13 protein-coding genes are annotated in these 13034 nt (G+C 67.8%); 7 read left to right on the top strand and 6 right to left on the bottom strand.

All coding sequences use genetic code 11. The features are described from left to right. Positions 1-62: 62 nt before the first annotated feature. Together ACWEH3_RS16930 and ACWEH3_RS16935 are read right to left on the bottom strand one after the other, a co-directional pair. A complete protein-coding gene (locus ACWEH3_RS16930) occupies positions 63-746 on the bottom strand; it encodes a type 1 glutamine amidotransferase domain-containing protein (RefSeq protein WP_450023567.1) in 684 nt (227 codons plus the stop codon). Positions 747-859: 113 nt separating this feature from the next. Next, positions 860-1441 carry a TetR/AcrR family transcriptional regulator gene (locus tag ACWEH3_RS16935; protein WP_450023568.1) on the bottom strand — a complete coding sequence of 194 codons (582 nt, stop codon included), beginning with the start codon at positions 1439-1441 and terminating at the stop codon, positions 860-862. Positions 1442-1502: 61 nt separating this feature from the next. On the opposite strand from ACWEH3_RS16935, the gene ACWEH3_RS16940 reads away from it, so the two are divergent. After that, complete coding sequence (locus tag ACWEH3_RS16940; protein ID WP_450023569.1) at positions 1503-2786, top strand: NADH:flavin oxidoreductase/NADH oxidase family protein; 1284 nt, start codon at positions 1503-1505, stop codon at positions 2784-2786. A gap of 173 nt (positions 2787-2959) precedes the next feature. Then, entirely contained in the window at positions 2960-3607 is a 648-nt protein-coding gene (locus ACWEH3_RS16945; RefSeq protein WP_450023570.1) for a hypothetical protein, read from the top strand. A 79-nt stretch (positions 3608-3686) separates the two neighbouring features. Here ACWEH3_RS16945 and ACWEH3_RS16950 read toward each other — a convergent pair whose 3' ends face one another. Next, positions 3687-4628, bottom strand: coding sequence for a sigma-70 family RNA polymerase sigma factor (locus ACWEH3_RS16950; protein ID WP_450023572.1), 942 nt, complete (start codon positions 4626-4628; stop codon positions 3687-3689). Positions 4629-4638: 10 nt separating this feature from the next. After that, the gene (locus ACWEH3_RS16955) at positions 4639-5829 is read right to left on the bottom strand and encodes an NAD(P)/FAD-dependent oxidoreductase (protein WP_450023574.1); all 1191 of its coding nucleotides are present in this window, start codon (positions 5827-5829) and stop codon (positions 4639-4641) included. Between the two features lie 947 nt (positions 5830-6776). Here ACWEH3_RS16955 and ACWEH3_RS16960 point away from each other — a divergent pair. The 4 genes from ACWEH3_RS16960 to ACWEH3_RS16975 all read left to right on the top strand — a co-directional run bounded on the left by ACWEH3_RS16960 (position 6777) and on the right by ACWEH3_RS16975 (position 10571). Further along, positions 6777-7712, top strand: coding sequence for a hypothetical protein (locus ACWEH3_RS16960; RefSeq protein WP_450023576.1), 936 nt, complete (start codon positions 6777-6779; stop codon positions 7710-7712). A gap of 62 nt (positions 7713-7774) precedes the next feature. Further along, positions 7775-8407 (top strand): maltokinase N-terminal cap-like domain-containing protein, encoded by a 633-nt coding sequence (locus tag ACWEH3_RS16965; protein ID WP_450023578.1) that lies wholly within the window; start codon positions 7775-7777, stop codon positions 8405-8407. Positions 8408-8499: 92 nt separating this feature from the next. After that, complete coding sequence (locus ACWEH3_RS16970; protein WP_450023580.1) at positions 8500-9096, top strand: HdeD family acid-resistance protein; 597 nt, start codon at positions 8500-8502, stop codon at positions 9094-9096. A 44-nt stretch (positions 9097-9140) separates the two neighbouring features. Then, positions 9141-10571, top strand: a complete 1431-nt coding sequence (locus tag ACWEH3_RS16975; RefSeq protein WP_450023582.1) for a S8 family peptidase — start codon at positions 9141-9143, stop codon at positions 10569-10571. Between the two features lie 268 nt (positions 10572-10839). Here ACWEH3_RS16975 and ACWEH3_RS16980 read toward each other — a convergent pair whose 3' ends face one another. Beyond that, positions 10840-11676 carry an alpha/beta fold hydrolase gene (locus ACWEH3_RS16980; RefSeq protein WP_450023584.1) on the bottom strand — a complete coding sequence of 279 codons (837 nt, stop codon included), beginning with the start codon at positions 11674-11676 and terminating at the stop codon, positions 10840-10842. Next, positions 11673-12263, bottom strand: a complete 591-nt coding sequence (locus tag ACWEH3_RS16985) for a TetR/AcrR family transcriptional regulator (RefSeq protein WP_450023586.1) — start codon at positions 12261-12263, stop codon at positions 11673-11675. The genes ACWEH3_RS16980 and ACWEH3_RS16985 overlap by 4 nt, the downstream gene beginning before the upstream one ends. Before the next feature lie 216 nt (positions 12264-12479). Here ACWEH3_RS16985 and ACWEH3_RS16990 point away from each other — a divergent pair, with 216 nt between their 5' ends. Then, a complete protein-coding gene (locus tag ACWEH3_RS16990; protein WP_450023588.1) occupies positions 12480-12977 on the top strand; it encodes a MarR family winged helix-turn-helix transcriptional regulator in 498 nt (165 codons plus the stop codon). The last annotated feature ends 57 nt before the right edge of the window (positions 12978-13034 follow it).

Raw genomic sequence — 13034 nt, forward strand, 5'->3', positions numbered from 1 at the left:
CATCCGCCCGGCCCGGCGGCGCGTGGGCCATCCGCTTCGGGTCGGACGCCGGTGCGGAGGGGTCACAGCAGGGCGGCGACCTTCTTCGCCGTCTCCTTGGCTGATCCGGGATTCTGGCCGGTCACGAGGTTGCCGTCGACCACGGCGTAGGAGAAGTACGGCAGCTTGCCTTTCTCGTAGCGGGCGCCGCGCTTTTTCATCTCGTCCTCGGCGTTGTAGGGCACGAGCTTGTCTACGCGGATAAGAACTTCCTCCTGCCAGGCGAACCCGGTGAGCCTGCGACCGGCAACCAGGTGGGACCCGTCTGAGAGCTTGGTGTTGAGCAGGCCGCAGTAGCCGTGGCAGACCGAGGAGACGATGCCCCCGCGTTCGTAGATCTCCCGGGTGATGCGCTGCAGGCCCTCGCTGTCGGGGAAGTCGTACATCACCCCATGTCCGCCGGTGAAGTAGATGGCGTCGTAGTCGGCCGAGTCGATCTGTTCGGGGCTGGCGGTGGTCTCCAGCAGCGCCATCCGGGCTGGATCGGCACGCCAGGCTTTCGCGGTCTTGTCGTAGTTGGGGAACTTCAGCGACCGCGGTTCCAGGGGAGAGGGGCCGCCCGCCGGGCTGATGATGGTCTGGTCGAATCCGTGCTCTTCGAAGACGTGCCAGGCGTGGGTGAGCTCGGACAACCACAATCCGGTCGGGTGGGACGGGTCGTCGTAGTGGCCGACGTTGGTGACGACGTTCAAGATGCGTTTGGTCATGCTTGATTATCCTCCTGAATGTTTACATTGCGCACATTGGCAAGGCTAGGGCGGTATGTGAGCACTGTCAACACCTGCCTCGGTGTGAGGGCGCACTCCGGAGCGGTGCCGGCCTACTGTGCGCGCGCGGAAAGGATCGCGGCGAACGCGGCGCGCACGTGATCGGCCACCTCGCGGCTCGACTGCGCCGGGAGCTTGCCGTCCAGGTGCAGGTACGCCATGCCATGGGCCAGCGCCCACCAGGCCGAGGCCAGCGCCACGGGGTCGCTGTCCGGGAAGACCTGCTTCATCGCGAGTTGCACGAGATCGTGGATTTCCTCTGCCGCCTGGACCCGCTCCTCATTGCCCTCGTCGCAGGCGTTGCCGAACATCAGGCGAAACAACGCCGGTCGGCGCAGGGCGAAATCGACATAGGCGACCGCCAGCTCACCGAGCCCCGCCGCCGATGTGGGGAGTTCGCGGCCGTCGCCCAAATCCGCCTTCAGATCACGTAAGCCCTGCACGGCCAGCGCGGACTCCAGAGCGTCGCGGTCGGCGAAGTGTCGATAGGGCGCGGTCGGCGAGACGCCCGCCTCGCGAGCGATGGCACGCAGTGAAAACGGGTCGCCGACTTCGAGCATGCGCATCGCCGCCGTCAGCAGCGACGCCTTCAGGTTGCCGTGATGGTAACCACTCTTCTTCGCTGAAGTTGACATCGCTTACATCCCCTTCTAGTCTCATGTTAGCAATGTAAACTTACCGCATTCAGGAGCTGCGATGCCATCAACAGGCCCCGCCCCTGCCAGGTCCGGCGGTGCGAAGCGGACTTCACCGGTCTTCGCGCCGTTCACCCTCCCGAACGGCTCCGTGGTCCCGAACCGGCTGGCCAAGGCCGCAATGGAGGAGAACATGGCCGTGTCCGGTCAACTCCCCGACGAGTCCCTGTTCCGGCTCTATCGGCGTTGGAGTCGAGGCGGGGTCGGGCTGATCATCACCGGCAATGTCATGGTCCACGCCGAGGCGCTCACCGGGCCGGGCGGAGTCGTCCTGGACGCGGAGTCGCCGCTGGAACCGTTCCGTCGGTGGGCCGTCGCGGCGAAGAGCGGCGGCGCGCGGGTGTGGATGCAGATCAACCATCCCGGCCGGCAGGTGCGCGCGGACATGCCCGGCGTCGCCTGGGCGCCGTCGGCGATCCGTGTCGATGTCGGCAAGAACAGCAAGCGATTCGCCGACCCGGTCGAGATGACCCCGCGGCAGATCGAGGAAACCGTGGCGCGCTTCGCCGAGACGGCGCGTCGGGCCGAGGCGGCCGGGTTCGACGGTGTGGAGATCCACGCCGCCCACGGCTATCTGCTGTCGCAGTTTCTCTCGCCGCTGACCAACCGGCGCACCGACCAGTGGGGCGGCAGCCTGGAGAACCGGGCCCGGCTGCTGCTCGACATCGTGCGTGCGGTGCGGGCCGCGGTCGCTTCCGGCTTCGCCGTCGCGGTCAAACTCAACTCCGCCGACTTCCAGCGCGGCGGCTTCGATGCTGAAGACGCCGCGACCGTGCTCGCGATGCTGGCTCCGCTCGGCGTCGACCTCGTCGAGCTCTCCGGGGGCAGCTACGAGGCCCCTGCCATGACCGGCCAAGCCAGTGACCAGCGGACCCGAGCCCGCGAGGCCTACTTCCTCTCCCTCGCCGAAGAACTCGCGACAACCAGCCCGCTGCCACTGATGCTGACCGGAGGTGTCCTCCGGCGACCGGTGGCCGAGGAGGTCCTGGCCGGCGGCATCGATCTCGTCGGCATGGGCAGCGCGCTGGCCGTCGACCCTGACCTGCCGAACCGGTGGCGCCGGGACGCCGACGCCAAGGTTGAACTCACACCCGTGGAGATCAAGGACAAGGCCGTCGCCTCCGCCGCGAGCATGGCCCGGGTGCGACAACAGCTTCGCCGCCTCGGCGCCGGACGGCGCACGCGTCCTGGGATCAACCCCAAGGTCGCTCTCCTCCACGAGACCGTGCTCCAGCGTCGCGCACTGCGCCGCTACCGCACCTGGCTGAACAAGCGTGCCGCGTAAGGCCACCGGCCCCTTCTCTCGGCAAATCGATCTGCTACTCACCCGCACAACCGAAGGCTGAGCCCGCACGCCCGGGCCGGATGAAAGAGCCGACACGGGCCGGTACTTTTGGTGCCGATTCCGGTCCCTGGCGTAGAGACCGGCTCGCAGTCTCGCCCCAACGGAGAGGTTCTATGGACGCTGCACTCGGACTCGCGCTTCTACCCGCGTTTCCAGCATCTCTCGCCGCCGACCTGCGCGTCGTCGCGCAGGCACTGCCACCAGCACGCTTCCAACCCACAGGGGCGTTCACTGTCCGGGTCCGAGGAGAGCACCTCACCCTCCCTTATCGCCTGTACAACCCCGAACCGGCGGAGGACGTCTTCGATCGACTGTCTATGCGGCAGACCAAGGTCATGCACTGCCTCTACACCCGCCACCACGACGGCCACGTCCGTCAGCGCCACCTCGACCAGATCATCGACGCCACCGACCCGTGGATCATCCCCTTCGTCGTCCAACTCGTCGGCGAATACGTGCTCGACATCGTCGTCACTATCCAACAGGGACTCACCGATCTCGACCATCCTCACACCCTCCACCACCAGGCCTACGGCCGGTTCTCCGCCACCAACCCGCACTTCATCCGCCTCACCAGCCAGCGTGTCGCCAGCTACTGGAACTGCTACTACCGACACCGGTACACGCACCGCGACTATCCCGGACGCCTTCTCATCGACTCTCTGCAAGACGCCGCAGCCGCCTACCGCGGCACCCCGTCCACCACCTCCTCACGCCTTCGACAATCTCCTGTTCCACCCGCCGATCCGCGCCCGTGTTGATCTTGCGCACCAGCTCGAACAGATCCACCAACGCGTCAGTGACCACCGACGAACGTGAAATCGACTGTCGGACAGCCGCTTACCACGATTCGATCAGCGGGGCGGCATGCTCCTGCCGCTGCCATTCTTCGGTGAGGCGGCCGAGTCGGTCCGGCGCGGCGATGCCGCGCACGCCTGCGATCTTGTCGTCACGGATCTCCAGGATCACCACGCCCACGACCCGATCGTCGAGCGTGGCGAGCATGGCCGGGCAGCCGTTGACCACGACGGCATGGATCGAGGGCGAGCCGCCGGCGAGTCTCCGCTTGGCCGGAGACGGTTTGAAGCCGGCCCGCACCGCGCCGGCTATCCGCTGCGGGGTCGAGTACCGGATGAGCTTCTCGGCCAGCCCCAGCCCGGCGCCGTCGGAGATGCCGGTCGCGTCGTCGGTCAGCAGCGCCACCAGGCGATCGGTCCGGCCCGAGGCGGCGGCATCGACGAACGCCTCGACGATTCGACGCGCGGAAGCGCGGTCGACATCGGCCCCATTGCCCGCGGCCGCGATTCGGCGCCGGGCTCGGTGGGTGTGTTGCTGACTGCCGGCCTCGGTGATGCCGAGAATCTCGGCGATCTCGGCATGGCTGTAGGCGAAGGCCTCGCGCAGCACGTAGACGGCCCGTTCGATCGGCGACAGACGCTCCATGAGCGTGAGCACCGCCAGGGTCACCGATTCGCGCTGCTCGACGGTGTCGGCCGGGCCCAGCATCGGGTCACCGTCGAGGAGCGGTTCGGGCATCCAGGCGCCGACCGCGCGCTCGCGGCGTACCTTCGCCGAACGGAGCCGGTCGAGTGCCAGATTGGTGACGATCTTGGTCAGCCATGCCTCGGGCATATCGACGTACTCCTGGTCGGCGGCCTGCCACCGCAGGAACGCGTCCTGCACCGTGTCCTCGGCATCGGCGGCCGAGCCGAGCAGACGGTAGGCGAGGGAGGCCAGCCGATCGCGGCTGGCCTCGAAACGCGCCACGGTGGCGGTGTCCATGAGCACGACCCTATGCGGCGACCACGTGGGGCGAGTGCTCTGCGGTGGTGGCCGAGCGGTAGTGGCGACTCGGCTTTCCGAAGGTCGGGTGGCTCACGCTCCAGGCGGCAGTCCGGAGGATCGCCGACTTGACGCGCGCGGCCGTCCCGCCGCACAGGGCCCACGACTTCGCTCGTGCGTCACCGTCGACCAGCTGGAAGATCCCGTCCTTGCGGCCGAGACTGATGTGGTTGCCGACATACGCCAGCGAGGTCGTCGAGACCTTGCGCCCGGTCCGGTCCCCGATGATCGCGGCGGTCGCCTGCATGCTGGTGAATCCCGCCGAAGCGCAGGACATCGGCAACGGCCGACCGTTGTCGCCGATGACGAAGACGCTGTCACCGGCTACGTAGACGTCCGGGTGGGAGACCGACCGCATCTGACGGTCGACCGCGATCTGGCCGTTGGCCACCACCTCGAGGCCGCTGGCGGCGGCGATCGGGTGAACGGCGAAGCCTGCGGCCCACACGGTCGCGTCGGAGGCGAAAGCGGTGCCGTCGGCGGCGACCGCCGCCGCCTCCTCGACGCGCTCGATGGTGGTGTGCTGGTGAACCGTGATGTCGAACCGGTCGAAAGCGCGCAGCAGGTGACGGCGAGCCTTCGTACCCAGCCAGCCGCCCAGTTCGCCGCTGGTCACCAGGCCGACCCGAAGTCCTCGGCGTGATTCGGCGATCTCGGTGGCGGCCTCGATCGCGGTCAGATTGCCGCCGACTACCAGCACCTTCCCGTCCCCGCCCAGCTCATCCAGGCGTGCGCGCAGGCGCAGCGCGGACGGCCGCGCGGCCACGGGGAAGGCGTGCTCGTGGACGCCCGGAACACCGTGGTCGGCGGCGGCGCTGCCGAGCGCGTAGAGGAGGGTGTCGTATCCGAGCCGGTCGACGCCCTCGGCGTCGGCGACTGTGACACTCCGGTGCTCGACGTCGACGTCGGTTACCCGCGCCAGTCGCAGCTGGATACCGGTGCCCGCGAACATCTCCGCCAGCGGCCGGTGGCGGAGATCCTGCCCGGCGGCGAGCTGATGCAGGCGCAGCCGCTCGACGAAATCGGGTTCGGCGTTGACGACGGTGATCTCGAAGTCGTCGGAATGGAGTTGGCGCGCCAGGTATCCGGCGGAGAAGGCTCCGGCGTATCCGGCCCCGAGGACGACGATGCGGTGCTTCATGGTTCGCTCCTGTCTGGTTCGCGTGCTCCCTGAACGAGACAGCCCCCGAATCCCTGACAGCATCGACTAGTGACGTGAGTCACTCTTGAGGCTCTGTTAGGGACGTCCCCATGCCGAACGCCGGCCCCGACCACGTTCTCGATCTCATCGAGGAGATGCGCTCCAAGTTTTGACATAGACGCCGACCTCGAGCGCGATTCCACGAACGCCGGAGCTCCTGCGAGGTCACAGCTGTTGCACGGAAGAATTGATCCACTCGACGAAGGTGGCGAAATCGTCGCGGCGTAATCCTGTGCGAGGATCGACGCGGTGCAGATGGGCCCGACCGCTGTGCCGGGCTGAAACCATTCCCGGTCGCGGTCACCGATCTCGTCATCGATCCAGATGAACGACCGTCCCGCCGCCCAGTCGACCAATGCCCGTGTCTTCCAATGCAGCCCGAACCATTCATCGACTCGGTCGCCCGACGGCCCCGGCCAATCCACCACAGCCAACGGCGGCAGACCCAGCGCCGGGCCCACCGAAGAGTTCGCCTCGTGCATCCAAGTCGTGGCCCATACCAACTCGCATCCGAGAGCCGACAGCAGCGGCCCGAGTTCGGGGTCGAGCCGCGCGAGTGCGTTTCCGCCAACCGGCCGCACGAGACGAGGCGATGAATCCGACTCGTGCTCAGTAGCCCCCGCGTCGGCGAAAGTGATCTCGGCGGGTCGCCCGGATGCAGGGTCAACCTCTCGGGGCGAATCAAACGCTAGGATCTGGCCGTGTCGAAGGTGTGCAACTATCCGGGCTGTACGCGCCCGATCACGAGCGCAGCAGGACCAGGTCGTCCCTCGGAGTACTGCGACCGGCCCGAGCACACGCGCTGGCGTGCGTGGCGCGAGCGGCAACGGCAACAGCAGGAGGCCGAGACTGCGGCCGCTGCCGTCACTGTGACGCAACCGGGGCCGGTGACCGTTGCGCGATTGCGGGCCGATGAACTGCTCACCCAATTCCGGGGACTCGCCGAGCAGTTGAACACCACGCTGAACGCCGCGGTCGCGGAGTTGTCCGCGCTGGCCGACCCGGCGGTCGCGGAAGCTCAGGTGCAGGCGGTTCAGGTGGACGCGGCGCGGCGGATCGCCGAGGCGGAAGGTGCGGCGGTAGTGGCCGAGCAGGCGCGGCGGGAGGCGCAGGAGGCGAGGGAACTCGCCGAATCCGCCGCCGACGACGCGGCCGGCGCCGCAGAACACGCCGAAGGGCTAGTAGCCGAGGCGAATTCGGCGCGCGACGACGCGCTGCGTGAGGTCGAACGCGTCACCAAGCAGGCGGCCGACGACGTGTTCGCCGCACGCAGCGCAGCGGAAGCCGAAGTCCGCACCGTGCGCCGCGAGTCCGCCGAACAGATCGAACGCATCGAAAAGCAAGCCGCCGAACAAGTCGAGCGCGGCGAGCGTCGCGCGGAGACCGACATCGCAAACGCCCGGCGTGAGGCGGAAGCGCTGGTCGCGGCCGCCCATTCGGAGCGCGATCTCGCCGTGCAGCGCGCGGCGGACGCCGAACGCGCGGCCGAACGAGCCGAGCGAGCCGCCGCGGAGCGCGCCGAAGCCGCCGATGAAGCGCGAGCCGAATGGCGCCGAGTACGCGCCGAACTCGACACCACCCGCGCCGAACTCGCCGAAACCCGTCGCGCCGCGGCCGCCGAACTCGCCGCCGTCCGCGCAGAGGCCGCTGCGACTGTCGACAAGGCGCGCGCGGAAGCCGCTCAGCGGCTCGAAGCGCTGGACGAAGCTCGCGTGCAGACCCTCGCGCGCGCCGAACGCGCCGAAGCCCAGCTCGACGAACTCCTTGCCGAAGCTCGCCGCAAATCACCCGCTACCGATCCCGACCGGCGCGACGGCGCCTGAGCATGGCTTCCGTACTAGCATCTCGGTGCATCTCGGTGTGCGACGTGGAGGAGGACTCGAGCATGGCCGTCATCCATCGGACCACCATGGTTCCCACCAAGATGGAACTGCTGACCTCGTGGCTGCCCGGCCGCGCGTGGTATCGCGGTGAAAAGCCACCGGATCTGCACAAAGCCGGTGGTTTCCGGCTCGACGACCCGGATGGGGAAGTCGGGATCGAATTCGTGGTGATCACCGATCACTCCGGCGCGCAGCCGCACACCTATCACGTGCCGCTGACCTACCGGGGCGCACCGCTGCCGGACGCCGCCGAGGCACTTGTGGGCACTTCCGAACACGGTGTCCTCGGCACCCGGTGGGTGTACGACGCCACCCGTGACCCGGTCGCGGTGGCCCAGATCGTCGCCACGCTCACCGGGAACGCGCAGCCTCAGGCCCAAAGCAAAAGCGAGACGCCGGACCCCTCGGTCACCGTACACGTCGCGGATACGCTTTCTCTCGCAGAAGGTTTCGGTCCAGCTCGGGATGGATCGTTCTACACCGACATCCCGGTGGGCGATCGGATCATTCGCATCCATCGCCTTCTGCAAGTGCAGGTCTCGCCGGTGGAGCCGGCGGTTGCCGGTCGGGTCCACGCCTGGTGGCGGCTCGATGACATCATTGCCACCGGCGTATTCATCAGCCTGACTGCGTAATTCGAACGGGACCGTGAGTTCGCGCGTGCACGACGAGAACCGGGATGCGGCAAACGAGTCGCAAACCGCGACTCTGGTCATATCATGTAGCTATGCCCGAAACCGGAGTCGAAGGGCGTACGGAACCACTGGCCGGGGCAGCCCGGCAGACGGTACTGGTGGCCGGTGCCTGCTCGATGATCATCGGTGTGGCCCTAGCGGTGTGGCCGCACAAATCGCTGCCGACGGCGGAACTGCTGTCCGGCGGCCACCTATTGCTCAACAGCGTCCTACAACTGGTCATGGCGCTCGGTGCCCGCTTCGTGACCCCACTGCGGATGCTGGCGCTGGTCAGTGGGGCGCTGTCGGCCCTACTCGCGGTGCTCTGCTTCGCGGGCGGGAATTCGGCTCCGCTGCTGTCGTTCTGGATCGGATTGGCGTGGGCGATCCGCGGGATCTGTCACGCCACCGTGGCGGTCTGGGTCGATGATCTGCCCGGGCGCGGACGGCAGGAGTTGTTCGGGCTGATCACGCTGGCACTCGGTCTACTGGTCGGTTCGGTGCCGTTCGAGTCACCGGACACGCTCGGCTGGGTGGCCGGATCGTGCATGATCGCGATCGGGACGCTGGAGGCCTTGTTCTCCGTGGGCTCCCGGCGCGACACGGTCGCGCTGCCGGGGATGGTGCCGACCTTGCGCTTGGATGGCTGACCTCGAGGTGGCGAGCAGGATGCAATCCAGGTTGACTGGGCGCCATGGCATCCCAGCAATCCGAGCTCCGGTCGCCCGCGGAACTCATCGTGGTCACGCATGGCGCCGGTACGGCGATCACGCCGATCGCTCTGAGCGACAGTCACAGCGCGCAAGCTCGTCTGACGGAACTACTTCCGGCCGGGAGCGAACTGGTGCGGATCTTCGGACCGGCCAACCGCTTGGAGCGCAGGCTCACCGGCACCCCACGCCTGGAGACCGGAGCGGAGTATCTCAACTACTTCTACGTCCGCGGTGTCACCGGCCGACTCGACGAACTGGCCGAGCGGTTGCGTACCGCGGACGACGTGGCGGCGGCATATGTGAAACCGCCCGCCGAGCCGCCGATAGCGCCGGAGGGCGCGCGAGCGATCACCGGCCGTTCCGCCGCCGAGGCCCCGCCGATCACGCCCGATTTCGCGGTGCGGCAAGGATATCTGGATGCCGCCCCGCAGGGGATCGACGCTCGGTGGGCGTGGACGGTGCCGGGGGGCCGCGGGACCGGTGTGCGAGTGGTGGATGTCGAGGGCGCGTGGCGGTTCACCCATGAGGACTTGCAGGTCAACCAGGGTGGGGTGATCGGAGGCACCCCCTCACCGGAGCAGGGCTGGCGCGACCACGGCACGGCGGTCGCCGGAGTGATCAGCGGTGACGTGAATGCCTACGGCATCACCGGGATCGTGCCCGAAGCGTATATCCGCGCGGTGTCGATCTTCGGGTCCGGATCGGCGTCCGCGATCCGCTCGGCGGCGGACGCGCTCAACCCCGGCGACGTGATGCTGCTCGAACTGCACCGTCCTGGGCCGCGTTTCGCCTACGCCAACCGGCCGGATCAGCGCGGCTATATCGCGGTCGAATGGTGGCCCGACGACTTCGCGGCGATCAGCTACGCGGTCGGTAAAGGCGTCGTCGTGGTGGAGGCGGGAGGCAATGGCGGCGAAGACCTCGACGCCGCGATCTACGACTCCCGCCCGGGGGAGTTCCCGAGCACGTGGCGCAATCCCTTTCGCGGCGGCGAAGCCGACTCCGGTGCGATCATCGTCGGAGCCGGCGCACCCCCGCCCGGCTTCCATGGCCGCGACAACGGCACGGCCCGCTCCCGCTTGCCGTTCTCAAACTACGGAAAGCGGGTCGACGTGCAGGGCTGGGGCCTGGAAGTCACCACGACCGGGTACGGCGACCTGCAAGGCGGTCCGGACGAGGACCTCTGGTACACCGACGTGTTCAGCGGAACGTCGAGCGCGTCCCCGATCGTGGTCGGCGCGGTCACCAGCTATCAGGGCATGAGTGCGGCCGCGGCCGGACGCAAGACCCCTGCGGAAGTGCGTGCCCGGCTGCGGGAAACCGGCTCACCGCAAACCGATGCCGCTGATCGGCCCGCATCCCAGCGCATCGGCAACCTGCCGGATCTGAAATCGATGATCTTGCCCCGGTAGGCCGTCGGGGCTCGGGGTACTCGACTCGAGGTATGCAGCGACCGATTCCATAGGCCGGAATCCACTCATCACATAGTTGATGGAAATGGAATCCGGAAGAGTCGAGCGGCGACTCATTGCCTGCTGGCATCCGCCGCCGGATCGGCAGGTCCGCGACGAAAGGTTCGAACCGCCGCGTTGACCGAGAGCGGCGGCGAGGTGCACAGCCCGTCTTACCCGCTGCCGGTTCTCCGCGCAGAGCCGCAATCGGTCGGTCGCGCCGCGCTGATCACTCCACGCGCGCGGCGAGCAGCAATTCGAGCATCAGATCGGCGAATTCGGCAGGTGCGTCGGTGAATCCGCTGTGCCCGCCCGGGAACTCGGTGAGCGGAATGTCAAGCAGCTCGGCGAGCGCTTCCGCGGGACGGTGGGGGAGCTTGCCCTTGCTCTCTCGTCCTGCCCCGAGCACAAGGCGGTCGCTGACCGGCGCCAAGGCCGCGACGTCCGGGAGATGCGAGGTGATCGTGCGCAACTCGTGCGCCATGTTGCGCGGCGCGTTGGCGTGCAGGCGTTCGATCATCGCCGCGGCGCGCGGGGAGAGTTCGGCGGGATCGGGCATCCGCACACCTCCGCCGATGCCTTCGAGGAAGCGGGCGCCCGCGGCGGCGAGACCGTCGGTGACGAACAGTTCATACACCTCGTCGACGAACGCTTTGTGCTCGGCGGCATCGGGCAGCACCCCGAAAGAGGGCGGCTCGTGTGCGATCACCAGACGCAACCGCTCGGGACGCCGGGCGAGCAGGTCGAGCGCGACCACCGCCCCGCCGCTGCCGCCGAACACGTAAGCGTTCTCTTCCTCGGGGGTGAGGTGTTCGAGGAGCAAGTGAGCGTCCTCGCTCTGCACCTCGACCTCGATGTCGGCCGGTGGGCCGGGGTCGAGCACACTGCGCGAGTAGCCGCGCGGGTCGATGGTGACCACGGTGAAGTGTTGTGCGAGTGGCTCGAGTATGGGATCGAACACCGCCGCGTCGCCTCCGCTGCCCGGCAGCAACAGCAGCACCGGCCCCGCGCCGCTGACCTCGTAGTACAGGGTGGCTCCCGGGACTCGCAGGGTGCCGGATCTCATGATTTCTCCTTGTGGGGGGTCGGCCACTGCTCGAGGGCGACGTGCAGGGCGTCGATGATGCGTTCCCAGGACTCGGCGGTCGAGCGCGTGTGCCCGAAGCCGCCGGTCGCCTCCAGAACGCTGTATCCGTGGAAGGTGCTGCGCAGCAGGCGGACCGCATCGGTCCGGTCGGGTTCGGCCAGGCCGTAGGCACGCAGCATGCCGTAGGTCAGCTCGATGGCGTGCAGCGCGCCGGTCGCGATGGGCGGAGTCAACTCGGGATCGAAGGGAAGCTGGGTCGCGGCGTAACGGCCGGGGTGACGCAGGGCGTAGTCCCGCCAGGCGTGGGCGTAGGCGGCGAGCGCATCGCGTCCGGCGCGACCGGCCACGGCGGACGCGATCAGTTCGGTCTTCTCCGTGGCCGCCAGAACGGACACCCGCGCGCGGAGGTCTCGCAGATTCTTCACGTGCGAGTACAGGCTGGCGTCCTGGACGCCGAACTTCTTGGCCACCGCCGACATGGTGACGTTCTCCAAGCCGATTTCGTCGGCGAGATCGGCCGCGGCCCGCGTGATCCGATTCGCGGTCAGTCCCGCTCTGGCCATCATGTGCACACCTCCTCGACCTTGGGTTACTAGTTTATATCCTAGAGCACCTAGGTTTTGCCATGGGCGTCGCGAGCTGCGCCCTTCTCGTTCGCGGCGGTTCGTCCACGCGCGCGAATCCGTTGACGGCGATACCTCCTGCCCGGTTAATTGCTTAGCGCAAGTAATCAGGCTATAGTTGCGTAGCACAAGCAACTAATTCTCGTGCTGGGAGTAGGCATGGCAGTATCACCCGATGCGGCTCGGAGCCTGATAACTGAGCTCTATTTCATGGGCCGTGCGATGCGCGCTGTTCTGTCGCACCCGGAAGAAGGGCACCTGCTTCCGGGGGGCGTCGGCGTGCTGGGCTCCCTCGAGGCCAGGGGGCGATGCCGGCAAGTGGATCTGGCCGTGGACTTGTGCATCAGCCCATCGACACTGAGCAGGCATGTCGCCGAGTTGGTGAGTTCCGGCGACATCGCCCGCCATGCCGATCCCAGCGATGGCCGGGCCACCCTCATCGAAATCACGGACCAAGGACGCGATCTGCTGCGACGCATCCGAGTGTCGCGGGCGCGGGGATTGCAGGCCGCTCTCGCCGATTGGAGTGAGGACGAGGCCGAGCAGGCCGCCGTGGTTGTTCAGAAGCTCAGGAATTCACTGGCCGCAGTCGCGCACCACACCACGGTGGGCGGGAGCGAGCCGGTTTCGACAGAGAGTCAGGAAGTGGATGTCTAGTTCAGTCGATGCGGTGACGCGGCGCGACCCCGCCGCGATGACCCACCGCGAGGTCCT

It is taken from the genome of Nocardia sp. NPDC004718 (genome assembly GCF_053601535.1).

What these genes read in the sequence shown, in the direction of transcription:
- ACWEH3_RS16930 (WP_450023567.1), bottom strand. Translation starts at nt 746, where the DNA reads ATGACCAAACGCATCTTGAACGTCGTCACCAACGTCGGCCACTACGAC.
- ACWEH3_RS16935 (WP_450023568.1), bottom strand. Translation starts at nt 1,441, where the DNA reads ATGTCAACTTCAGCGAAGAAGAGTGGTTACCATCACGGCAACCTGAAG.
- ACWEH3_RS16940 (WP_450023569.1), top strand. Translation starts at nt 1,503, where the DNA reads ATGCCATCAACAGGCCCCGCCCCTGCCAGGTCCGGCGGTGCGAAGCGG.
- ACWEH3_RS16945 (WP_450023570.1), top strand. Translation starts at nt 2,960, where the DNA reads ATGGACGCTGCACTCGGACTCGCGCTTCTACCCGCGTTTCCAGCATCT.
- ACWEH3_RS16950 (WP_450023572.1), bottom strand. Translation starts at nt 4,628, where the DNA reads ATGGACACCGCCACCGTGGCGCGTTTCGAGGCCAGCCGCGATCGGCTG.
- ACWEH3_RS16955 (WP_450023574.1), bottom strand. Translation starts at nt 5,829, where the DNA reads ATGAAGCACCGCATCGTCGTCCTCGGGGCCGGATACGCCGGAGCCTTC.
- ACWEH3_RS16965 (WP_450023578.1), top strand. Translation starts at nt 7,775, where the DNA reads ATGGCCGTCATCCATCGGACCACCATGGTTCCCACCAAGATGGAACTG.
- ACWEH3_RS16970 (WP_450023580.1), top strand. Translation starts at nt 8,500, where the DNA reads ATGCCCGAAACCGGAGTCGAAGGGCGTACGGAACCACTGGCCGGGGCA.
- ACWEH3_RS16975 (WP_450023582.1), top strand. Translation starts at nt 9,141, where the DNA reads ATGGCATCCCAGCAATCCGAGCTCCGGTCGCCCGCGGAACTCATCGTG.
- ACWEH3_RS16980 (WP_450023584.1), bottom strand. Translation starts at nt 11,676, where the DNA reads ATGAGATCCGGCACCCTGCGAGTCCCGGGAGCCACCCTGTACTACGAG.
- ACWEH3_RS16985 (WP_450023586.1), bottom strand. Translation starts at nt 12,263, where the DNA reads ATGATGGCCAGAGCGGGACTGACCGCGAATCGGATCACGCGGGCCGCG.
- ACWEH3_RS16990 (WP_450023588.1), top strand. Translation starts at nt 12,480, where the DNA reads ATGGCAGTATCACCCGATGCGGCTCGGAGCCTGATAACTGAGCTCTAT.